The organism is Clostridium psychrophilum (assembly GCF_018861705.1).
GTDB classification, from domain to species: Bacteria; Bacillota; Clostridia; order Clostridiales; family Clostridiaceae; genus Clostridium_AD; species Clostridium_AD psychrophilum.
Genome location: NZ_JAHLEC010000006.1, coordinates 30,539 through 54,161, shown reverse-complemented (window position 1 = coordinate 54,161; position 23,623 = coordinate 30,539). Strand labels below are relative to the sequence as shown.

The 23,623-nt window shown below is 31.8% G+C and carries 17 protein-coding genes, 1 pseudogene and 1 other annotated feature; of the genes and pseudogenes, 15 read left to right on the top strand and 3 right to left on the bottom strand.

Annotated elements, in window-relative coordinates:
* Positions 1-426: 426 nt before the first annotated feature.
* The 9 genes from KPL38_RS02865 to KPL38_RS02825 all read left to right on the top strand — a co-directional run bounded on the left by KPL38_RS02865 (position 427) and on the right by KPL38_RS02825 (position 9,010).
* The gene (locus KPL38_RS02865; RefSeq protein WP_216286738.1) at positions 427-1,662 is read left to right on the top strand and encodes an ammonium transporter; all 1,236 of its coding nucleotides are present in this window, start codon (positions 427-429) and stop codon (positions 1,660-1,662) included.
* A gap of 65 nt (positions 1,663-1,727) precedes the next feature.
* Positions 1,728-2,090, top strand: coding sequence for a P-II family nitrogen regulator (locus KPL38_RS02860; RefSeq protein ID WP_216286736.1), 363 nt, complete (start codon positions 1,728-1,730; stop codon positions 2,088-2,090).
* Between the two features lie 152 nt (positions 2,091-2,242).
* Positions 2,243-3,139, top strand: a complete 897-nt coding sequence (locus tag KPL38_RS02855; RefSeq protein ID WP_216286734.1) for a fumarylacetoacetate hydrolase family protein — start codon at positions 2,243-2,245, stop codon at positions 3,137-3,139.
* Positions 3,140-3,202: 63 nt separating this feature from the next.
* A complete protein-coding gene (locus KPL38_RS02850; protein WP_216286732.1) occupies positions 3,203-3,880 on the top strand; it encodes a response regulator transcription factor in 678 nt (225 codons plus the stop codon).
* The gene (locus KPL38_RS02845; protein ID WP_216286730.1) at positions 3,861-5,255 is read left to right on the top strand and encodes a sensor histidine kinase; all 1,395 of its coding nucleotides are present in this window, start codon (positions 3,861-3,863) and stop codon (positions 5,253-5,255) included. Before KPL38_RS02850 ends, KPL38_RS02845 begins: the two co-directional genes overlap by 20 nt.
* Positions 5,256-5,377: 122 nt before the next feature.
* Positions 5,378-5,612, top strand: a binding site (T-box leader).
* A 76-nt stretch (positions 5,613-5,688) separates the two neighbouring features.
* Positions 5,689-6,333 carry a class I SAM-dependent methyltransferase gene (locus KPL38_RS02840; protein ID WP_216286721.1) on the top strand — a complete coding sequence of 215 codons (645 nt, stop codon included), beginning with the start codon at positions 5,689-5,691 and terminating at the stop codon, positions 6,331-6,333.
* Entirely contained in the window at positions 6,323-7,474 is a 1,152-nt protein-coding gene (locus tag KPL38_RS02835; RefSeq protein ID WP_216286719.1) for a trans-sulfuration enzyme family protein, read from the top strand. The genes KPL38_RS02840 and KPL38_RS02835 overlap by 11 nt, the downstream gene beginning before the upstream one ends.
* 80 nt (positions 7,475-7,554) lie before the next feature.
* Entirely contained in the window at positions 7,555-8,466 is a 912-nt protein-coding gene (locus KPL38_RS02830; protein ID WP_216286717.1) for a PLP-dependent cysteine synthase family protein, read from the top strand.
* A gap of 256 nt (positions 8,467-8,722) precedes the next feature.
* A complete protein-coding gene (locus tag KPL38_RS02825) occupies positions 8,723-9,010 on the top strand; it encodes an ArsR/SmtB family transcription factor (protein WP_216286715.1) in 288 nt (95 codons plus the stop codon).
* Between the two features lie 142 nt (positions 9,011-9,152).
* On the opposite strand, the gene KPL38_RS02820 is transcribed toward KPL38_RS02825, so the two are convergent.
* Positions 9,153-9,794 (bottom strand): histidine phosphatase family protein, encoded by a 642-nt coding sequence (locus tag KPL38_RS02820; RefSeq protein WP_216286713.1) that lies wholly within the window; start codon positions 9,792-9,794, stop codon positions 9,153-9,155.
* Positions 9,795-10,161: 367 nt separating this feature from the next.
* Here KPL38_RS02820 and thiS point away from each other — a divergent pair, with 367 nt between their 5' ends.
* The 6 genes and pseudogenes from thiS to KPL38_RS02790 all read left to right on the top strand — a co-directional run bounded on the left by thiS (position 10,162) and on the right by KPL38_RS02790 (position 17,442).
* Positions 10,162-10,392, top strand: coding sequence for a sulfur carrier protein ThiS (gene thiS, locus KPL38_RS02815; protein WP_376769011.1), 231 nt, complete (start codon positions 10,162-10,164; stop codon positions 10,390-10,392).
* A pseudogene (locus tag KPL38_RS02810) lies at positions 10,382-11,206 on the top strand (HesA/MoeB/ThiF family protein). The gene thiS and the pseudogene KPL38_RS02810 overlap by 11 nt, the downstream one beginning before the upstream one ends.
* Positions 11,203-11,610 (top strand): M67 family metallopeptidase, encoded by a 408-nt coding sequence (locus tag KPL38_RS02805; protein ID WP_216286705.1) that lies wholly within the window; start codon positions 11,203-11,205, stop codon positions 11,608-11,610. The pseudogene KPL38_RS02810 and the gene KPL38_RS02805 overlap by 4 nt, the downstream one beginning before the upstream one ends.
* A gap of 86 nt (positions 11,611-11,696) precedes the next feature.
* Positions 11,697-14,003, top strand: coding sequence for a ferredoxin-like domain-containing protein (locus KPL38_RS02800; protein WP_216286703.1), 2,307 nt, complete (start codon positions 11,697-11,699; stop codon positions 14,001-14,003).
* A gap of 10 nt (positions 14,004-14,013) precedes the next feature.
* Positions 14,014-15,246 carry an O-acetylhomoserine aminocarboxypropyltransferase/cysteine synthase family protein gene (locus tag KPL38_RS02795; RefSeq protein WP_216286701.1) on the top strand — a complete coding sequence of 411 codons (1,233 nt, stop codon included), beginning with the start codon at positions 14,014-14,016 and terminating at the stop codon, positions 15,244-15,246.
* Between the two features lie 156 nt (positions 15,247-15,402).
* Complete coding sequence (locus tag KPL38_RS02790; protein ID WP_216286699.1) at positions 15,403-17,442, top strand: alpha-amylase family glycosyl hydrolase; 2,040 nt, start codon at positions 15,403-15,405, stop codon at positions 17,440-17,442.
* A gap of 78 nt (positions 17,443-17,520) precedes the next feature.
* On the opposite strand, the gene KPL38_RS02785 is transcribed toward KPL38_RS02790, so the two are convergent.
* Both KPL38_RS02785 and gltB read right to left on the bottom strand, forming a co-directional pair.
* Positions 17,521-18,957, bottom strand: a complete 1,437-nt coding sequence (locus KPL38_RS02785; protein ID WP_216286697.1) for a glutamate synthase subunit beta — start codon at positions 18,955-18,957, stop codon at positions 17,521-17,523.
* 86 nt (positions 18,958-19,043) lie between these two features.
* On the bottom strand, positions 19,044-23,564 hold the full coding sequence (gene gltB / locus KPL38_RS02780) for a glutamate synthase large subunit (protein ID WP_216286695.1): 4,521 nt from the start codon (positions 23,562-23,564) through the stop codon (positions 19,044-19,046).
* Between the last annotated feature and the right edge of the window lie 59 nt (positions 23,565-23,623).

Sequence of the window (23,623 nt, the reverse complement as noted above, 5' to 3'; positions counted from 1 at the left end):
TTTTAACATTTTTACGATTTTGATTCAACTTTTTTAATAGTGATGTTCGTATATAGTAAGAAGAGTAGTGATTTGATGTGTATGCTACGTTATACTAAAATAAATCAAAGTTATTATTGAGGATATAATAGAAAAAAATGTATTATAAGTGAATTATTATAAACAATATCATGCAATATTTTAGAACTTTAAATTAAATTAAATATATTAATGTCAATGATTACATCACGTATATACGCAAATTATGCGATTATACGCCTAAAAATGGAACGATATCACTTAAGAAATATAATTGACAGAAGATTAAAACACTTGACTTTTATTTTAAAAGTTAGTAAAATGACATCTAAAGGTAAGTAAAAAATCATTGTGAATACAATGCAAGGTTTTATATCTAGGAATAATATTTAATTAGGGGGAATTTTAATGAATGGAGTAAATGCTGCGGATACGTCATTTATAATTTTTGCAACAGCATTGGTAATGTTAATGACACCAGGACTCGCTTTATTTTATGGTGGAATGGTTAGACGAAAAAATGTACTTAGTACTACAGTGCATAGTTATACAGCTATGGTAGTTATATCAATACAATGGGTAATTGTAGGGTATACATTATGTTTTGGTAAAGATTTTGCTGGTTTTCTTGGTAATTTTCAATTCTTAGGGTTACAAGGAGTAGGATTTCTTCCAAATGCTAATTATGCGGCTACGATACCACAATCGCTATTTATGTTGTTTCAGCTTATGTTTGCAATAATAACTCCTGCTTTAATTTCAGGTGCAATAGCTGAGAGAATGAAATTTATTGCATTCACAATATTTATTTTATTATGGTCAACACTAGTATACGACCCAATTGCACATTGGGTTTGGGGTTATGGTGGCTGGCTTAGAAATTTAGGAGCATTAGATTTTGCAGGTGGTAATGTTGTTCATATCAGTTCAGGTATATCTGCCCTTGTTGCAGCAATTGTAATAGGAAAGAGAAAAAAATTGAAAACAATTACTCCTCATAATCTTCCTATGACACTACTTGGTGCTGCACTTTTATGGTTTGGATGGTTTGGGTTCAATGCAGGAAGTGCGTTAGCAGTAAATGGTGTAGCATTAAATGCATTTATTACAACAAACACATCAGCTGCGGCTTCAGCTCTAACTTGGGGCATATGTGAGTTAGTTATAAGAAAGAAAGTTTCTACACTTGGTATTGCAAGTGGTATAGTTGTAGGGCTTGTAGCAATCACTCCAGGCGCAGGTTTTGTAACCCCGATGTCCTCACTGTTTATAGGGGGATTTGGGGGAGTGTTATGTTACTTCTTCGTAACAGTAGTTAAACAAAAATTTGGTTATGATGATGCATTAGATGCTTTTGGGTGTCACGGAATAGGTGGAATATGGGGTGGAATAGCTACTGGCATTTTTGCTTCAAAGGCTGTAAATTCTGCTGGCGCAAATGGGTTAATCCATGGTAACATTAAGTTGGTAGGAATTCAGCTTGTAGCAATTATAGCAACTATTGCATATTCAGCTATAATGACTTTCTTTATACTAAAAGTAATAAGTAAATTTACGGATTTAAGAGTAACAAGTGAAGAAGAATCGGATGGTTTAGATGTTTCTCTTCATGGTGAAGAGGCTTATGGTGGACCAGGTTTATAATTCACTTAAGCTATTAATATAAAACAATATTAATTAAAACATATTAATAAAAGGGGGGTACAAGTATGGACGAAAAATTTTCAAAGATAGAGATTATTACCTCTTCAAGTAGATTTGAGGAATTGAAGGAAGCTCTAAATGCAATTGGTATAAGCGGTATGACAGTAACTAACGTTTTAGGATGTGGAATGCAAAAGGGACATAAAGAATTTTATCGAGGACTCTCTTTAGACATTAATCTTCTACCCAAAATAAAAGTAGAAGTAGTTGTTTGTGATATTCCATCGGACTTGGTTGTAGAAACTGCAAAAAAAGTACTACATACAGGGAAAATGGGTGATGGAAAAATATTTGTTTATGATGTAAAAAATATTATTAGAATTAGCAATGGTGCTGAAGGTCGAGATGCGCTTCGTTATGATAAATAATTAAACTATAATTTATGATCAAAGCGGACCAACTATTTTATAAGTTGGCCCGCTTTTTGTATGAATAAAGGGACTTATTTGTTATTTGTTGTTATAATTTTAGTAATGCTTTATTGAACAATAATCTAGATATTAAAAGGAGAGCTAGAATTATGAAATTTGTTACGTATATAAATAATAGTGAAGAAAGCGTAGGAATAGCTATTGAAGAAAGGGTCATACTTTTAAATGAAATCCTTAAGTTTATAGGAGAGGACAATGTTAGTTCTATGACTGAACTAATAGAAAAATTTGATGAAAATCTAATAGAAAAAATAGAAAAGGCTATTAAAGATAATGATTTTAATTATGCTTTATTAAATTCAGTTAAATTACTTGCCCCAATACCAAATCCAAAAAGAAATATATTCTGTCTTGGTAAAAATTATGTAGAACATGCTAAAGAAATTAAGTTGACCAAAATATCAGATACAGGCATACCGGAGGTACCCATATATTTTACTAAGATCGCTTCCCCTGCAATTGCAAGTGGAGAACCAATTAAATTCTCAAATGACGTAACGACCCAAGTGGACTATGAAGTGGAGCTTGCTATAATAATTGGTAAGGGCGGAATTAACATTAAACCTGAGAATGCAGAAAAACACATTTTTGGATATACAATTATAAACGACGTCTCAGCTAGGGACTTGCAGGGAAAACATATACAGTGGTTTAAAGGAAAAAGTTTAGACACATTTTGTCCGATGGGCCCATGTATAGTACATAAAAATGAAATCCATTTTCCAGTGGAATTAAATATTAAGTGCAGCATTAGTGGCGAGTTAAGGCAGAATTCAAACACTAAAAATCTAATCTTTAACATACCATATATAATTAGTGATTTATCAAAAGGATTAACTCTAAAACCAGGTGATATAATTTCTACAGGAACTCCAAGTGGTGTTGGTATGGGATTTCAGCCACCTAAGGTATTAAAAAACGGGGATCTTGTTGAATGTTATATAGAAAAAATGGGAAATTTAGTTAATAGAGTTATTATTATTTAGTTATGAGTTTTAGATACCAGTGGATATTTCTTCATTATTCTACTCCAAAGGGAAGGTGGTATTTTGGGAAAATTTAAAATCCTATTAGTTGAAGATGAAAAGCTAATGTCTATGTTTGTTGAAATGGAACTAAGTCATGAAGGATATAAAGTTGATGTAGCTTATAATGGACGGGAAGGCTTAGCTATGGCTGAGAAAAATGGGTATGATTTGATACTTCTTGATATTATGATACCGGGACTTAATGGAATTGAAGTTTGCAAAAAAATAAGGCTATTATCTCAGGTGCCTATTATCATGCTTACGGCAAAGAGTGAGATATCAGACAAAGTTTTAGGCCTAGATGTAGGGGCAAATGATTATCTCACAAAACCATTTGCAATAGAAGAATTATTAGCAAGAATTAGAGTATATAAAAGAAGTAAGGTTGGTATTAACAATGATAAAATTAGAGTTAAAGATATTGTTATGGATAATAAAGCTCATAATGTTATGCGGGGCGAGAAAGAAATTGAACTTACAAAAAAAGAATATAATCTTTTAGAGATGCTTATGATAAACAAAAATGTTGTTCTTACGAGATCACAGTTAATTGAGAAAGTATGGGGATATGACTACATAGGTGATACCAATGTAGTAGATGTATTCATAAGATATCTCCGATGCAAAATTGATGATGGGTTTGAGGATAAACTTATAACCACGGTAAGAGGTGTAGGATATGTTGTCAAAGGTGATTAATTATGGATTAAAACTTATTAAGAGTGCTAAGATTTCTTTAAAATTAACCATAGTTTATGCTGTAATGTTTTCATTAGTATTACTTATTTTGAATGCTTCAATTCTATATGGGATAAAGTATTATTTGTATAGTCAGGCAAACAAACAAATAGAAGATGTTAACACATTGGTGTTAAATAATATTAAGTCACGAAATGAGAATCTCAATTTATCTGATAAAGAAATGATTTCAGGTGTTCCATCAAAACAAAATGTATCAATAAGAATACTGCAAGGCAAAAACAAGGTTCTAAACCAATCAAGTGAATTTAATTATAATATTAAAATAGAAGAACCATTTAATAAAACAATAAAGTTTAAAGAAAATGACAAACATTTAGTATATAAAAATTTAAAGCTTGAAACTATAAAATATGGATTAGTCTATATTCAAATTGTTAAGGATATGGACAATGAGTATGATTTTATGAAAATATTGTTTGTTTTAATGGCAATAGCTGATTTTATAGGTATGATTGTTTCGGTTATATTAGGTTACAGTATAAGTAAAAAAATGTTGGAGCCTATAGATGAAATAACTATAGCTGCTGATAATATTAGCATTAATAATTTAAAAGAAAGAATTGCAGTTAATGGTCCAGATGATGAGCTTAAAAGACTAGGCAACACTTTTAATAATATGATAGACAGGCTTCAAGGCGCTTTTGATAGACAAATTCAGTTTGTATCAGATGCGTCACATGAACTTAGAACTCCTATTGCAGTTATACAGGGGTATGCAAACTTACTTGATAGATGGGGAAAAGATGATAGAAGTGCTTTAGAGAAATCTATCTATGCGATAAAGCTTGAAACTAGTAATATGGCGGATTTGGTTGAAAAATTATTGTTTATAGCTAAAGGAAATAGTGAAGGTCAACATATAAATAAAAAACAATTTTTGCTTAAAGATCTTATTTGCGAAGTATTGAGTGAGAGTAAGATTATAGATCACAGCCATATAATAACAAGTAGTAGAAATGATAATGTTTTTATAGTTGCGGATTACAATATGATGAAGCAAATGCTTAGAATATTAATTGATAATAGTATCAAATTTACGCCAAAACAAGGGAGAATTGATATAAATTCAGAAAGTGTAAATAAAACAGTGAAAATCACTGTTAGTGATAGTGGCATAGGAATACCTAAAGGTGAGATTGAAAGTATATTTGAAAGATTTTATACTGTAGATAAATCTAGATTTAAAGAAAAAGGTGGAACTGGTCTTGGATTATCGATTGCTAAATTAATAGTTGAAATGCATAAAGGGACTATTAATGTAGAAAGTGAAGAAGGTTTTGGAACAAAAATAACTGTTATATTAAACATCTAGCTAACTAAGTTATAAGTTAGCTAGGTGTTTTTTACTATAAACTAATTAAATATTTTGAATTATGGTTGACAAAAATAAAATATGACATATAATAAAATATAATCAAACAGATATGAATACTAAGAAATACAATGAAAAAGGAAAGTAGTATATTGTATAGGTAACAGAGAGGAAGCATTGCTGAGAAGCTTCTGTCTAAAAATATATGAAGTGCCCTTTGGAGTTTGGACCCGAAATTAAAGTAGGGGACTACGGGTTTGCCCGTTATAGCGATAGAGCATTTAGTGCTTGGATTTAAGTGAGATTCTATATTTAATTAGAGTGGGATCGCGAGGTTTATTCGACTTCGTCTCTATAACATGAGACGGAGCTTTTTTGATGTCTAAAATATATAGTAAAAGGCAAATTTAAATAAGTATATGGGGGTAATATTATGGGATCATTAGACTATTTTAATGAGATAGCTGTAAATTGGAACGTAATAAGAAGTGAGTATTTCGACGAAAGATTAAAGTACAAAGTTTTATCTAAAGTAAATATAAAGGACAAGGTTGTGGCTGATTTAGGTTGTGGAACTGGTTTTCTGTCATTAGCACTTGCTTTAGATGCAAACATTGTGTTCTCGATAGATCAATCAGTGAATATGTTAATTGAGACTAGAAAATTAATGGAAACTAAAAAATTTGATAATGTGTATCCAATAAAATCATCCATAGACAACTTAGTTTTGTTTGATGAATCTGTAGATGTTGTCTTTATTAATATGGCACTTCATCATGTGAAGGATGCTAAAAAAGCAATTGACGAGATGTTTAGAATAATTAAGAAAGATGGGACTTTAATAATTTCAGATGTACAAGAGCATAATGGTGAGTGGGCAAAAGAGGAGATGTTTGATGAGTGGCTTGGATTTTCAAATGAGCAAATAAAAGGATGGTTAACTAGCGCAGGTTTTAATACGGTAAATATTGAGAATACTGATCTATCATGCAAAGGGTATTCTAGCAAAGGTGAATATACGAAGACTGGTATTTTTATTGCAACAGCAAATAAAGGAGGACTAACTTATGAAATTTAATTCATTATTAATACACGGAGGAATAGATGGTGACAAGCTTACAGGGGCAGTAAATGTTCCAATATACCAAACATCAACTTACAAACAGGAGTCTTTAGGAGTAACTAAGGGTTTTGAATATTCAAGAACAGGAAATCCAACACGTGATGCTTTAGAAAAGCTTATAGCAGAACTTGAAGGTGGTACTAGAGGCTTTGCATTTGCCTCAGGAATGGCAGGCATAACTGCTGTGTTATCACTTTTTAAGTCATCAGATAGAATTTTAATATCTGACAATCTTTATGGAGGAACATTTAGAGTCGTGGATAAGATATTTAGCAATTTTAATGTTAAATATTCTATTGTAAATACCTCAAATATAGATTTAGTGCGAGATAGTATTAAAGATGATGTTAAAGCAATTTTTATAGAAACACCTACAAATCCTTTAGCAGATATAACGGATATAAGGAAAGTATCTAAGGTGGCTAAAGAAAGGGGTATTTTAACTATTGTTGATAATACTTTTATGACTCCTTATTTCCAAAGACCTATTTTATTAGGTGCCGATATTGTAATTCATAGTGGAACTAAATATTTAGGTGGGCACAGTGATTTGGTTGCTGGACTTGTTGTAGTAAAAGACGAAGCTATAGGGGAAAGACTTGGGTTTATACAAAACTCAACTGGTGGAGTTCTTGGACCTTTTGATTCTTTCTTATTAATAAGAGGAATTAAAACTGTAGGAGTTAGAATGGATAGACACAATGATAATGCCATTAAAATAGCTAAATTTTTGCAGACGCGTAAAGAGGTGGAGAAGGTATATTATCCTGGACTTATTGATCATCCTTCACATGAAATTCATAAAGCGCAAGCATCAGGCTACGGTGGCATGGTATCATTTGTTATAAAAAAAGAATACGATTATAAAAAATTCTTGAAGTCATTAAAGCTTATTACATTAGCTGAGAGTTTAGGTGGTGTGGAATCTCTAATTTGTCATCCAGCGTCTATGACGCATGCTGCAATACCTAAAGAATTAAGAGATAAGGTGGGAATAATTGATAATTTAGTAAGGTTATCAGTTGGGATTGAAGATGTGCAAGATATAAAAGAAGATTTAATTAATGCATTTGAGGAGGTAAAATTAATTGGTTAATATTGAAGACTTTTCATCAAAGTATCCCTTAGAAGGTGCAAAGAAATATGTAAGTTTAGTTGTAAGTAGAGGTGTTAACAGTGAAATATATAAATAGTATATTAGATATTATAGGAAATACACCTCTTATTAAACTAAATAATTTATGTGTAAAAAAAAGCATAAATATATTTGCAAAACTCGAGGGGGAGAACCCAGGTGGTAGTGTAAAAGATAGAGTTGGGGTTTACATGATAAAGGATGCAGAAGATAGGGGCATCCTGAAGGTAGGGTATACAATTGTTGAAGCAACTGCAGGAAATACTGGAATAGGGGTTGCCCTTGCAGCTATAAATAAAGGCTATAATATAATATTTGTGGTACCAGAAAAATTTTCTGTAGAGAAACAAACATTGATGAAAGCACTAGGGGCAACTATTATTGGCACTCCAAGAGAAGACGGAATGATTGGTGCAATTAATAAGGCAAAGCGGCTATTGAATGAAATTCCTAATTCTATTTCATTGCAACAGTTTGAAAATGATGCTAACCCAAAGGCACATTATGAAACTACAGGACCAGAGATTTATGATGCATTAGAAGGTAAAATTGATTACTTTCTTGCAGGTGCAGGAAGTGGTGGAACTTTTAGTGGTGTTATGAAATATTTAAAGGAAAAGAATGAAAATATAAAAGGTATTTTAGTAGATCCTTATGGATCAACTATTGGTGGTGGTTGCGAGCATTGTTATGATATTGAAGGAATAGGAAATAATTTTGTGCCAACTACCATGGATATGGATTTAGTTGAGAGCGTTACTAAAATTTCCGATGATGAAGCTAAGAACATGGTGAAGCTAATTGCAGCAAAAGAAGGATTGATTGTAGGGAGTTCCTCAGGTGCGGCTATTGCAGCAGCAATAAAACTTGCAGAAACAATTGAAAGTGGAAATATTGTTACAATACTTCCTGATAGAGGGGATAGATACTTTAGCAAAAACATCTACGATTAATATATGCCTAGGGTACGTCTAGGTAAAGTTATAATTCAATATTAAAGTATATTTATGCAGCAAAGTCATGGATTTTGCTGCACTGTTTTCTTAAAAAAATAACATACGTATCAAACTAAAAAGTAGTGTAGACTATATTCATAACTGTTTCTAAAGTTTTTAATGCATAAAAGCATTGATATTATTTATTATTTGTATCATAATATATGAATATAACAATATAAATATTAAATTATGTTAGAAAGAGGTATCATTTATGGATAAAAATTATATGGATTATAATGAAACCGCAGAAATGCTTAAAGTATTAGCTCATCCAGTAAGGTTATGTATTATTAATGGATTGCTTGGAGAAGGCTCATGTAATGTAGGTCACATGCAAGAGTGTCTTTGTATTCCACAATCTACTTTATCTCAACATTTGCAAAAATTAAGAATGGCTAAAATAATTAAAGGTAAAAGAAATGGGCTAGAGATTAATTACAGTATTTGTGATGAGAGAGTTAGAGAATTAGTCGAATTTCTTTTTAAAACTAAGGAGTAAAAATTGGCGAAGCTAGTTATTAACAAGGTCAAACGGAAGATCCAAATGTAAATTTATTTATATATCACTTTAAAAAAGTATGGATTATTTAGGTAATCCATACTTTTTTAAAGTAACAGAAATTGAAATTTAAATTTCTATACTAAACATAAGATTTAATATCATAGTTATCTGGAAGATGGGTTGTATCATTTAAAGTCAGTATTTTCGCGTTAAAATCATCATCAAAAATGATTTTACTAACGGATGTATTACCTAACATTATTTTATGATACATAGTCATCTTCAAATCAAAAACACCTAATAGTCCAGCTTTAATAATTCCGCCATGAGCGACTATAATAATACTTTCCCCTTTATTTTTTTTTGCTATTTTTAAAATAGATTTTTTAGCCCGAATACTTGCAATTTTAAGGCTTTGTTCACCACCACACATAGGTGCATTTAGGTCATCATTTTTCCACTTAATAAATTCTTTGGGAAAATTTGTTATTACTTCTTTCATAGTAAGTCCTTCCCACTCACCAAAATTTATTTCTGTTAAGCCTGTTTCAACTATAGGTGATGTGTTGCTACTACCTTGAGAAATAATTTCAGCTGTTTGCATTGCTCTTTTTAACGGACTTGTGTAAATATGATCAAATTTATTTTGAAATCTTTTATGTAAATATCCAGCTTGTAAAATGCCTTCATTTGATAGAGCTATATCTTTGCATCCTTGAAATTTGCCCAAAACATTCCATTCTGTTTCACCATGTCTTACTAATATTATTGTTGTATTCATTATTATTCACATCCTATTAATAGTATTGGCTTATGCCAATATTGATAATATTATAATATATTATAAAGTTGATGTCAAACAAACAAAGTGTAGACACTAGATTTTGCTAAAAATGGTATATGATTAATAAAGAAAACAGAAAATAATATATGGTCGATTGTAAAAGCTGCCCATCAAATGGTAAGTGGGTAATAAAGGCGTATGTGGTATAGGAAATAATCCATTAAACAATGTTAAAATATTATAGGTGTTTTTACTAATATAAGTCTATAATGTGATATAATAAATCAAACATATTGGTTTACTAGGTGAAAAGAGCGTAAAAAATAATTGGTTATAAGAATGATAATCGAACAATTATTCAAGAATAGGGGGAATAAATATAAATATTAAATTAAATGGTGAAATAAAAAAGATCAAAGATAATGTTACAGTAACTGAAATTTTGAAAATCGAAAATGTTGAAATGCCAGATATGGTTTCAGTTCAACTTAATGGTGAATTCGTCGATAGAGATAAATTCCCTAATGCAATATTAAAGGAAAATGACGAAATGGAAGTTTTATATTTTATGGGAGGCGGAAGTTTTGGACTTTAGTGAAGAACAAATTGAAAGATATTCAAGACACATATTATTGTCAGAGGTTGGAGTTGAAGGGCAAGAGAAATTATTGAATTCAAAGGTGCTTATTATTGGAACAGGAGGACTCGGGGCACCAGCTGCTATGTATTTAGCAGCAGCTGGAGTGGGAACAATAGGACTTGTAGATGGAGATGTTGTGGATCTTTCAAATTTACAAAGACAAATAATACATCAAACTAGAGATGTAGGTAAGTCTAAAGTTCAATCTGGAAAAGAAACAATAAATGAGCTTAATCCAGATGTAAATGTTATTACTTATAATGAACTTGTAACATCAGAAAATATCATGAATATAATTAAAAATTATGATTTTATATTAGATGGAACAGACAATTTTGCCGCAAAATTCTTAATAAATGATGCTTGTGTACTTGCTAAAAAGCCGTTTTCTCATGCTGGAATAATTAGGTTCCAGGGACAACTTACAACATATATTCCAGATAACAATACACCTTGTTACAGATGCATTTTTCAAACACCACCACCATAAGGAATGGTGCCAACTTGTAGAGAAGCTGGAGTATTAGGGGTAATGGGTGGAGTTATAGGAACGCTTCAAGCAACTGAGGCTATCAAGTATATATTGGGACTTGGACAAACACTTGCAGGATATTTACTTACTTATGATGGACTAAAGATGGAATTTAAAAAAATAAAGATTAATCACAATAAAAAATGTGGAGTTTGTGGAGATCACCCTACTATAACAGAGTTAATTGATTATACAAATCCATCATGTGATTTAAAAACTGGAAGGTTAAAAGGATGATTTATATAAATAGTGTAGAGCTAAAGAAAATTATAAAACAAGCAAAAGATGAATTCCCTAATGAGTGCTGTGGATTTTTATCAGGTACTAAAAGCGCTGATAAAATTAATGTAAGTAAAACTTATCCACTTGTAAATGTTGATAAAAGTAGTGAACATTTTTCAATGGATCCTAAAGAACAGTTTAAAACAATTAAGGTGATAAGAGGGGAAAACATGATTTTTATCGGAAATTATCATTCACATCCTTATACTCCTTCCAGGCCTTCGGAGGAAGACATAAGACTTGCATATGATCCCAATATAGTCTATGGAATTTTATCACTAGAAAAAGAAGAGCCTATATTTAATTTATTTAAGATAAACAAAGATGGCACTTCTAAACTTGAGTATCAAATAATTTAATACATCAATTTTCATTAAATCTAGATTTATATAAATTTAGGTTTAATAATTAAAATTCCAATTAATATATAAGGGAGTGATTAGTGATGATTAATATTACTAAGGAGAGTTACAAAGTTATAGATAATTTTAAAGAAAAAGCTGAATTATACATGAATGGAAAACTAGATTCTACTAGATTTAAAGCATTTAGAGTTTCTATGGGTGTTTATGAACAAAGAACATCAGATACTTACATGGTAAGAACTAGAATTCCGGGTGGAGTAATTACTTTAGAACAATTTAAGCAAATAAATGATATTTCAAAAAAATATGCAAATAATTATATAAGATTTACATCAAGGCAGGATATCCAGTTTCAAAGTGTAGAACTCAAAGATGTTCATAATATTATGAATGAGCTTATAGAGGTAGGTATAATTACAAAAGGAACTGGAGGTAACACAGTAAGAAACGTTGAATGCTCGCCTCTTTCTGGAGTTTCTGTAGGCGATGTTTTTGATGTAACAAAATATATGAGTGAAGTTACTAACTATTTGCTTAAGGATCCTAGTACAATGAATCTCCCAAGAAAATATAAAATAGGTTTTTCAAATACTTCTGAGGACACAGCAAATGCTACAATATCTGATTTAGGATTTATTGCAAAGGTAGTAGATGGAAAAAAAGGATTTGAGGTTTATGGTGGCGGTGGTTTTGGTGGAAATCCAAAAGTATCACTAAAGCTTGCAGATTTTATTTGTGCAAAAGATGTTTTGTATTATGTTCAGGCTATGAAGGAACTCTTTGAAAAAGAGGGAGATAGAAGCAATAAAAACAAAGCAAGAATAAGGTACATTGTTGATAGATTAGGGGAAGAAAAATTTAAGCAATTATTTGAAAAAGAACTTGGTAGGTTAAAAGAAGACAAAGGACTTGATTTAGTAATAGATGATGCTTGTGATAAAGAGCATGTAGAAAATTCCAAAATATTTAAAATAAGTAAGGCTAACAAAAGTGTTTTATTCCCTCAAAAACAAACAGGATATAATTCAGTGTATATACATCCTCAAGGTGGAAATTTAGCATCAGAAAATCTTGAAAAGATATTAAACTTTGTTTTTAAATTGGGCTATAAAGTGTCTGTAAGACTTGCAAACACTCAGAGTTTTTTTGTAAGAGATTTATTAGAAGATGATGCAAAAAAATTGCTTAAAATAATATCATCATTTTCATCAAACTATAATATATACAACTCAGTGACGTGTGTTGGTGCATCAACTTGCCAATTAGGACTTTGTTTATCTCAAAACCTTTTATCAGCTATAAAGGAAGAATTCAAAGAGTATGGCCAGGAAATTAAAGCATCACTTCCAAAACTCTTTATATCAGGATGTCCTAATTCATGTGGGAGGCATCAAATAGGTAAAATAGGGCTAAGTGGAAGGGCAAAAAGAACACAAGATGGTCTAATGCCTTCTTATTCGGCATCATTTGGTGGCAGTGTTGGGTCTGGTGGAGCTAAAATTGGCAAAGTATATGGTGATATTCCTGCAAAAAAAATTCCAAAGTATTTAGTCGAATTGGCAGAGCTTAAAAATGACTCAGGTGAGGAAAGTTTTGAAAAATTTCTAGAAAACAGCGAAATAGATATAAAAAATTTAACTAATAAATATGGGAAAATGGAAACCCTTAAAGAAAATGCAGATCTTTATTATGATTTTGTAGCAAGTGAAAAATTTTCTATAGAAGGAAGAGGACCTGGAGAATGTAGTACAGGAGTATTTGATGTTATAAAACTTGATTTATCAAATGCAGAAAGTTCTCTTTTAAAATTTAAAGAAAGCCTAAAATCTCAATATATATATGATGCAGCAGTTTCATCTGCAAGAACTCTTTTAGTATTAAAAGGAATAGATACATCAAAGGATAGAGAGATATTTAAAGAATTTAATATTAACTTTGTAGATACAGGTTACGTTAAAAAAGATGTATTGAAACTTTTTGATACACTTCTTGATTATAAACTTGGAGATATAGATGATATAACAAGTAAAGTAGCAGAAGTTGAATATCTTTATAATAAAGTAAAGGATATGTATGAATCACTAAATGGTAAACTAGAAATAACACTTCCAAAGATAGATTCAATCAAAAAAGAAGAGGAAGTTTCAATGAGCAAAGAATATGAGGTCATTGATTTTAGAGGGGTAACATGCCCAATGAACTTTGCAAAGGTCAAGATTCAATTGTCAAAAATAAAGTCTGGTGAAAAAAGAGGATTTTATTTAGATGATGGAGATCCTATAAAAAATGTTCCATTAAGTGTATCTAATGAGGGTCATAAGGTAATATCAATAGATAACAATTATGAAGGCTACAATTTACTTGTGGTGGAGAAAAATAAACCTTAGAGGTGCATATATGAAATTTAATACTAAGTTAATACATGGAAATTTAAAAATAGATGAGACAGGAGCTACAAATACACCCCTACATCTATCAAATGCTTTCTCTCATTCATCGGCAGAAGAACTTGAATGTATAATGAAAGGTACAAGCATGGGGTATGCTTATACTAGAATATCTAATCCCACTGTTACGTCTTTTGAGAGAAGAATAGCAAGCGTTGAAGGTGGCCTAGCGGCTACAGCAGCAGCTTCTGGCATGAACGCTATATATTTAGCTATAATGAATATTGTTGAAAGTGGCGACGAAATAATAGCATCCAGTGGCCTTTTTGGGGGAACCTATACACTAATTAAAAATTTGAAAAGTTATGGTATAAATGTTAAATTCTTAGATAACTTAGATAAAATCAGTTTAGAAAATGCGATAATGAAGAATACTAAAATTGTATTTGCAGAAACATTAGGTAATCCAAAGCTAGATGTATTGGATATAGAAGATGTATCAAAGGTTTGCATTGAGTATAATGTTATTTTCATTGTGGATTCTACTATAACAACTCCATACCTTATAAAACCTATTGAAAATGGAGCAGATATTGTTATACATTCAACTTCTAAATATATAAATGGAACCTCAAATTCTATTGGTGGAATAATAGTAGATGGAGGTAGCATCAAGTATAAAGAGGATAAGTATAAGAATTTTAAGGAATATAGTAGAAAGTTTGGGAAAATGGCATATACTGCAAAACTCAGAAATACAGTAGGAAAGGATATTGGAGCTTCGCTTTCGCCTTTTAATGCGTTTTTAAATTTAACGGGAATTGAGACATTGTCACTTAGAATGAGACGGCATTGCATAAATACCTTAGCAGTAGCTGCATTTTTAAGTAACAATGAAAAGGTAACTTCAGTGAATTATCCAAGTCTACCAAGTTCTAAGTACTATAACCTAACGAAAAAGTATTATAAAAATGGCGCTAGTGGAGTTTTAACTTTTAGGCTTGGGAGCAAAGAGAATGCTTTTAGGTTTATAAATAATTTGAAAATGATATTGAATATTACAAATATAGGGGATACAAAGACTTTAATTATTCATCCTGCTTCAACTATATGTGCTAGTAATACTGAAAGAGAAAAGGAGAAGATGGGAGTTTTTGATGATTTATTAAGGCTTTCTGTTGGTATAGAAGATATTGATGATATAATAGAAGATATTGAAAGTGCTTTACAGTTTATAAATTAGGTATTAATTAGTCAGTTTAGGTGATATTAAGTTACTTAGACTGGCATTTTTATTTATTTCTCAAAAAGAAAGGATTTTACAATATTTAGTCGAATTACTTATAGTAGTAATAATATTTTAAATTATAAAAAATAAAGATAGGAAAGGAATTTTTTTATGGAGAACAATAAAAATAAACATATTGAAATATTGAAAATTGATCCATATCTTAAACCGTTTGAACGTGATATTAAGCTTAGGGTGGATAGGTATGATTCTTTTAAGGCCAAATTATTGGGAAATAATCAAAACCTTAAGTCATTTGCTAATGGAGATTTATATTATGGGTTCCATTTGACGAAGTCTGGATGGGTTTATAGAGAATGGGCACCAAATGCAGAGGCTCTATATCTAATTGGAGATTTTAATTTTTGGAATCCTCAATCACATCCATTAAAAAAAATAGATAATGGAAATTGGGAGATTTATTTAGACGGAGTAAAGACATTAAAACATTTATCACATGTTAAGGTAAGAGTAGTAGCTAAAGGCGTATCGAGAGATAGAATTCCCCTTTATATTAAACGGACAGTTCAAAATCCTGCTACTCATGATTTTTTGGGACAAATATGGCAACCAGATTATGCATTTAAGTGGAAGGATAATGATTTTCATATAGACAATAAAAAACCATTGTTTATATATGAAGCTCATGTTGGTATGGCACAAGAGAAAAATGGTATTGGTACTTTTAATGAATTTACAAATATTGTGCTTCCGAGGATAAAAGCTGCTGGTTACAATACTGTGCAACTTATGGCTATAATGCAACATCCTTATTATGCATCTTTTGGCTATCAAGTATCTAATTTCTTTGCAGTTTCTTCTTGGTTTGGAACTCCAGATGATCTTAAGGCATTGATTAATACTGCCCACCTTATGGGGATTTCAGTATTGCTCGATCTAGTGCATTCTCATTCAATTAAGAACATTGCTGAAGGTATTAATGAGTTTGATGGAACTGATTATCAATTTTTTAACACTGGTATTAAAGGAGAGCATCCAGCTTGGGATACAAAACTATTTAATTATGAAAAACCTGAGGTTGTTCATTTCCTTTTATCAAATGTGAAGTTTTGGATAGAAGAATATCATTTTGATGGTTATCGATTTGATGGTGTATCATCAATGCTATATCATGACCACGGGCTAGGAGTAGCATTTACAGATTATAGTAAATATTTTAGTATGAATACAAATCTAGAGGCAATAACTTATCTTCAGATTGCTAATGATTTAATAAGAGAAGTGAAACCGGGTGCAGTAACAATAGCTGAGGATATGAGTGGAATGCCAGGAATGTGTTTGCCTGTAAGCTATGGCGGATTGGGTTTTGATTATCGTTTGTCTATGGGAGTGCCAGATCTTTGGGTAAAATTATTAAAAGAGACACCAGATGAAAATTGGAGTATGCGACAACTTTGGTATGAATTAACGGGCAGAAGGCCTCAAGAAAAGAATATAGGATATTCTGAATCACATGATCAGGCACTTGTTGGAGATAAGACATTAATTTTTCAATTAGGTGGGAAAGAAATATATTCTCATATGTTAAAAGATGATGATAATTGGATAATTAGTAGAGCAATCGAACTTCATAAACTTATAAAATTTATTACTATAACCTTAGGTGGTGAAGGATATTTGAATTTTATGGGAAATGAATTTGGGCATCCAGAGTGGATTGATTTCCCAAGGGAAGGTAACAATTGGAGCTATAAATATGCAAGAAGACAATGGAGCTTAAATGATAATAAAGATCTTAAATATGAGTATATATCTAATTTCGATAAAGGAATGTTAGCTTTAGTAAAAAAATATAATGTTTTAAGCGCAACTGATTTGTATAACATTTGGACAGATGAGGAAAATCAGCTTCTTGCTTTTAGAAAAGGTACTCTAATATTTTTATTTAATTTTAATCCATCTACTTGTTTTTCAACATATGAACTTCCAACTATTGAGGAGGGAGAATATAAAGTCGTATTTAATAGTGATGAGAGTATGTTTGGCGGCAAAAATAGGGTTGATGAGGATTATGTTTATCAAGCTAAACCATTATCATCTGATAAGCAAAATAAAGTTGGGATAACAATAAGTGTGCCAAGTAGAACTGTAATTGTATTAAGCAAATGTGAAAATAAATATAAAAAATAAATAAAAGAGGACGGTTCTCTAAATATTCACTTAAAGTGTGAAAAATTTTAGAAAATCGTCCTTAAATATTATATTAAATTATCCCCTTAATGAGGTTTCTCCCATTAAGTATTTGTCTATATTTTTAGTAACCAAACGACCTTCATATATAGCCCAAACAACTAATGATTGCCCTCTCTTCATATCTCCAGCAGCAAAAACACCTTGCAAGTTAGTCATAGAATTGTCATCTACAACAACATTTCCACGTTTATCGAATTCTACTCCTAAATTTGTAAGAAGTCCTTCGTGTTGTGGATGCAAAAATCCCATTGCTAAAATAACTAAATCAACTTTTAGTTCAAATTCTGATCCTGGTATTTCATTCATTTGTTTCATGCCTTTGTTATTACTAGTCCATTCAACTTTTGATGCGTGTAATGTATTAACATTACCATTGTCGCCAGTGAATTTTTTTGTAGTAACATTCCAATCACGATTACATCCTTCTTCATGAGAAGTAGTAGTTTTTAGCGTTCTAGGGTAAGATGGCCATGGCATCGTATCATCTCTCTCTACAGGAGGTTTTGGCATAATTTCATACTGATAAACGCTTTTAGCTCCTTGCCTTATTGCAGTTCCAATACAATCAGAACCTGTATCTCCTCCACCTAGGACTAGTACTACTTTCCCTTTTGCATTTATTTCGTCAGTTTCTATTTCTTTGTTTGAAATTCTTCTGTTTTGTTGCTTTAAATAATCCATAGCAAAATGTATACCTTTTAATTCTCTTCCCTCAACTTTTAAATCACGAGGGATTGTACTACCACCAGTTAAAGCTACAGCATCAAATTCAGATAAAAGATCTTCAGTGCTATAATCAACTCCAACATTTACATTAGTTTTAAAGGTAACTCCTTCGTCAATCATGAAGTTAACTCTTCTCTCAACTATGTTTTTATCTAATTTAAAATCGGGGATACCGTATCTTAGAAGTCCGCCTATTTCATCGTCCCTCTCAAAAACAGTCACATCATGTCCAACAGAATTAAGTTCAGCAGCAGTCGCAAGACCAGATGGACCTGATCCAACTACAGCAACTTTTTTACCAGTTCTTACTCTAGGTTCTTGTGGTTTTGTCCATCCCTCTTCAAAGGCTTTTTCTATAATATTAAGTTCTATTTCTTTTATTGCAATTGGATCTCTATTAACGCCTAATGTACATGAGCCTTCACAGGGTGCAGGGCAAATTCTACCAGTAAATTCTGGAAAGTTATTTGTAAGCGTTAATCTGTTATATGCTTTCTGCCATTTTTGTTTATAAACCATGTCATTCCAATCTGGAATTAAATTTCCTAAAGGGCAACCCCAGTTACAAAAGGGAACCCCACATTCCATGCATCTTGCACCTTGTTGACGCAATTTTTCTACAGGAAATTTTATAAATAATTCTTTAGAGTCTTTAATTCTATCTGTTACAGGGCGTTTTTTTGCAGTTTCTCTTTTAAATTCTTTGAAACCTTGCAATTTTCCCAAATTTAACACCTCCAAAATTGAAAACCGAGAACTGTCCTATTAAAGCATCTCCTACTGAGCTGAAAGAGAGAACTGTCCTATATCTTCTATTTACCTTCTAATATTGCTTTATAAGCAGTTGGTATTACTTTCTTAAATTTAAGCTTATATTCATCCCAGTTATTTAGAATTTCGTTTGCTTTGTTGCTGTTAGTAGCGTCGAAATGTTCCTTTATTATTGAGTAGAGTTGTAATAAATCTGATTCTGAATCTATAGATTCTACTTCAATCATTTCCATATTACATCTTGATTTTAGCGTTTCATCTTCATCTAAAACGTACGCTATACCGCCACTCATTCCAGCTCCAAAGTTTCTACCTGTTCTTCCTAAAACAACTACGATTCCACCAGTCATATATTCACAACCGTGGTCTCCAATGCCTTCAACTACAGCCTGTGCTCCTGAATTTCTTACGGCAAATCTTTCTCCTACTAGTCCATTTATGAATAATTTACCAGAGGTTGCACCGTATAAAATTGTATTACCAGCAATAAAGTTTTCATCTTGTTTAAATGTACAATTTTCTGGTGTCTTTACAATTATTTTAGCACCGGATAATCCTTTACCAACATAGTCATTTGCATCTCCGACTAATTTTAATGTCAAACCATTAGCGCCAAAAGCTCCAAAACTTTGACCGGCAGCTCCTACAAAGTTGAATGTTATTGTATTATCAGGTAGTCCAGCAGCACCATATTTCATAGCAATTCGTCCACTAAGCATTGCACCAACAGAACGATTAACATTTTCAATTTCTAAATTAGCTGTACTTTTCATTCCGTCCTCTAAAGACGTTTTTGCCATTTCAATAAGCTTGAAGTCTAAAGAATTACCTAGGCCATGATCTTGCGATATTACGCAGTACCTTTTAATCCTTTTTGGCATATCAGGTTTATATAAAATGTTTGTTAAGTCTAAATCTTTTGCTTTCCAATGGTCTATAGCTTTTTTCTGACTGATTTTATCTACTCTACCTATCATTTGATTCATAGTTTTAAAACCAAGTTTGGCCATCTCTTCTCTTATTTCACGAGCAATAAAAGTAAAGAAGTTAACTACATATTCAGGTTTCCCTTTAAAATTTTTACGAAGTTCTGGATCTTGAGTTGCAATACCCATGTCACAAGTATTAAGATGGCAATTTCTTAGCATTGTACATCCAAGGACGACAAGAGCAGTAGTTGCAAATCCAAATTCTTCTGCTCCAAGAAGTGCTGCTATTACAACATCACGACCTGTCTTAAGTTGACCATCAGTTTGAATTGTTACTCTACTTCTTAAATTATTTAAAAGCAATACCTGTTGGGTTTCAGCAAGTCCTATTTCCCAAGGAAGTCCTGCATGTTTAATAGACGATAGTGGGGAAGCTCCTGTGCCTCCATCATGACCACTTATTACAATAGCATCTGAATGCGCTTTAACAACACCAGCAGCAATTGTTCCAACACCTAATTCTGAAACTAATTTAGTACTTATTCGTGCTTGTGGATTTACACTTTTTAAATCATGAATAAGTTGAGCTAAATCCTCTATAGAGTATATATCATGATGAGGAGGTGGAGATATTAAACTAATTCCAGGAGTTGAGTGCCTAAGTCTTGCTATATTGGCATCAACTTTTTTGCCTGGTAGCTGTCCACCTTCACCGGGTTTTGCTCCTTGAGCTATTTTTATTTGTATTTCATCTGCATTTACAAGATATTCAGCAGTTACACCAAATCTACCAGATGCTATTTGTTTAATTGCACTTCTTCTTAAATCACCATTTTCATCAACTTTGAATCGTGAAGCATCTTCACCGCCTTCACCAGTGTTACTCTTTCCACCAAGTCTATTCATAGCTATAGCTATAGTTTCATGAGCTTCCTTGCTGATAGATCCAAATGACATTGCACCTGAACAGAATCTTTTTACAATTTCGCTAATTGGTTCAACTTGCTCTATTGGAATTGAATTTTCATAATTAAGATCAAATAATCCTCTAATTGTACATAAATGTTTATCTTGATCATTTATAATTTTTGAATATTCTTTGTATAGCTTGTAATCATTTGTTTTTGCTGCTACTTGAAGTTTAAAAATGGTATCAGGGTTAAATAAATGGTACTCACCCTCTTTTCTCCAAGAATATATTCCGCCTACGTCAAGCTCAGCGATAGGCTTTCTTAACTTATTGAAAGCGTTTTTATGTCTAATTAATACTTCTTTAGCTATGGTTTCTATACCAATGCCACCAATTCTAGAAGGTGTTCCTCCAAAGTGCTTTTCAAGTAACTCTGAGCTAAGTCCAACTGCATCAAAGATTTGTGCTCCATGATAGCTCTGAATAGTTGAAATACCCATTTTTGATAATATTTTCAAAAGCCCTTGTGATAGTGCATTTATATAGTTTTCATGTGCTTTTTGTATGGAAGTATTTTCTAAATCACCCTCGTTGACAATATTGTCAATTGATTGTAAAGCAAGATAAGGGTTAACACCAGTTGCACCATATCCAATTAATAAGGCAAAATGCATGGTCTCCCTTGCTTCTCCTGTTTCAACAATAAGAGAGATAGAAGTTCTTGTCTTCTCACGATTTAAGTGTTGCTGAACAGCAGATAAAGCAAGAAGACTTGGTATTGGAGCATCATATGAATCTACTAACTTATCGCTAAGGACAATAATATTGTATCCTTCTTTAATTCTTGCAGATGTTCTTTCACATACTTTATCAAGTGCTTCCTTAAAACCCTCAATTCCTGTATCGGCCTTAAAAGTAATAGGAATTGTTGTAGTTTTAAAAGCATTATCTTTTAAATTCTTGATTTTTGCTATTTCTAAATTAGAAAGTATTGGTCTAGATATTTCTATAAATGGACTATCATTAATATCTTGATTTAAAACATTATCTTGTGATCCCATATAGTTCATTAAAGACATTACCATCTTTTCTCTAATTGAATCTATTGGAGGATTAGTAACCTGAGCAAAAAGTTGTTTAAAATAAGCAAATAAAAGTTGTGGCTTATTTGATAAAACGGCAAGTGGAGTATCGTTTCCCATAGAACCAATAGGTTCTTTTCCGTCTTTAGCCATAGGGGCTAAAATATTTTTTAAGTCCTCAAGTGTATACCCAAAGGCTTGTTGTTTTTCCTTTAGTATCTCTTTATCTATATTACCTTCATCAATCACAGCATCAAAATCTTCCAAATAAAGTTTATTCTTTAGAATCATTTCACCATAAGGTTTGTTTGTACAAACAGTTTTCTTTACTTCATCATCTCTAATTATTCTACCTTCATTTGTATCAATTAAAAACATCTTTCCTGGTTGAAGTTTACCTTTCTTTTTGATATCTGCTGGGTTAAAACTAAGTACTCCAGCTTCTGACGCTAGGACAACAAAACCATCTTTTGTTATTACATATCTTGCAGGCCTAAGCCCATTTCTATCTAATGTTGCACCAATTCTAATACCATCTGTAAATGCAACAACTGCAGGTCCATCCCAAGGCTCGATGAGAGATCCATGATACTCATAAAAAGATTTCTTATAATCTTCCATATCGTCATTTGCAGTCCAAACTTCAGGAATTAACATCATCATGCTATGAGGAAGAGACCTTCCGTCCATCTTTAAAAGTTCTAACATATTATCAAGGGAAGCTGAATCACTACCATTAGGGCTAATTATAGGAAATAATTTCTTTAAATTTTCTCCATATACTTTAGATTTCATAACTCCTTCTCGAGCGTTCATCCAATTCCTATTTCCTCTGATTGTATTTATTTCACCATTATGAGCTAAGTATCTAAAAGGTTGAGCTAAATCCCAAGTAGGGAAGGTGTTTGTACTATATCTTTGATGAACAAGGCATAAAGCACTTTTAAAATTTATGTCCTGCAGATCAATGTAAAAGCCTTTTATTTGGGAAGCTAGTAAAAGTCCCTTGTAAACAACGGTTCTGCTAGAAAGACTACAGATATAGAAATATTCGGTGTTTCTATCAACTAATTTTACAACTTCTTTTTCTGCTCTTTTTCTTATAATGTAAAGGCGTCTTTCAAATCTTTCTTGGAGTTCTTCTTTTGTAAGCGAACTGTCTTTAAAATTTGATCCTATAAAAATCTGTCTTACTATTGGCTCTGTTCCTTTTGCGGTGTCACCAATATTTCTATTATCTATTGGAACGGATCTCCAACCTAGTACCTTTTGTCCTTCTTCTTCTGCAATTCTTTCAAGTATTCCTTCACATTGAAACCTTAATGCAGGTTCTTTTGGTAAAAAGATCATTCCTACAGCATATTTTCCAGCCCTAGGTAATTCGAGCCCTAAATTATCACAACTAATTCTAAAAAATTCATCAGGGATTTGTACAAGAATGCCTGCGCCATCTCCAGTTTTAGGATCTGCACCTACTGCACCTCTATGGGTTAAATTCACAAGAACTTTTAGCCCTTTTTTTATAATGCCGTTGGTTTTTTCACCTCTGATATTTACTACAAAGCCAACACCACAATTATCTTTTTCTTGAGCAGGATCGTATAATCCCTGCTTTTTAGGATAACCAATGCTATTTTTCACAATATTACCCCCTTTTAATTATATAAACGAATTATTTAAATTGTACCACGATTTTGTAA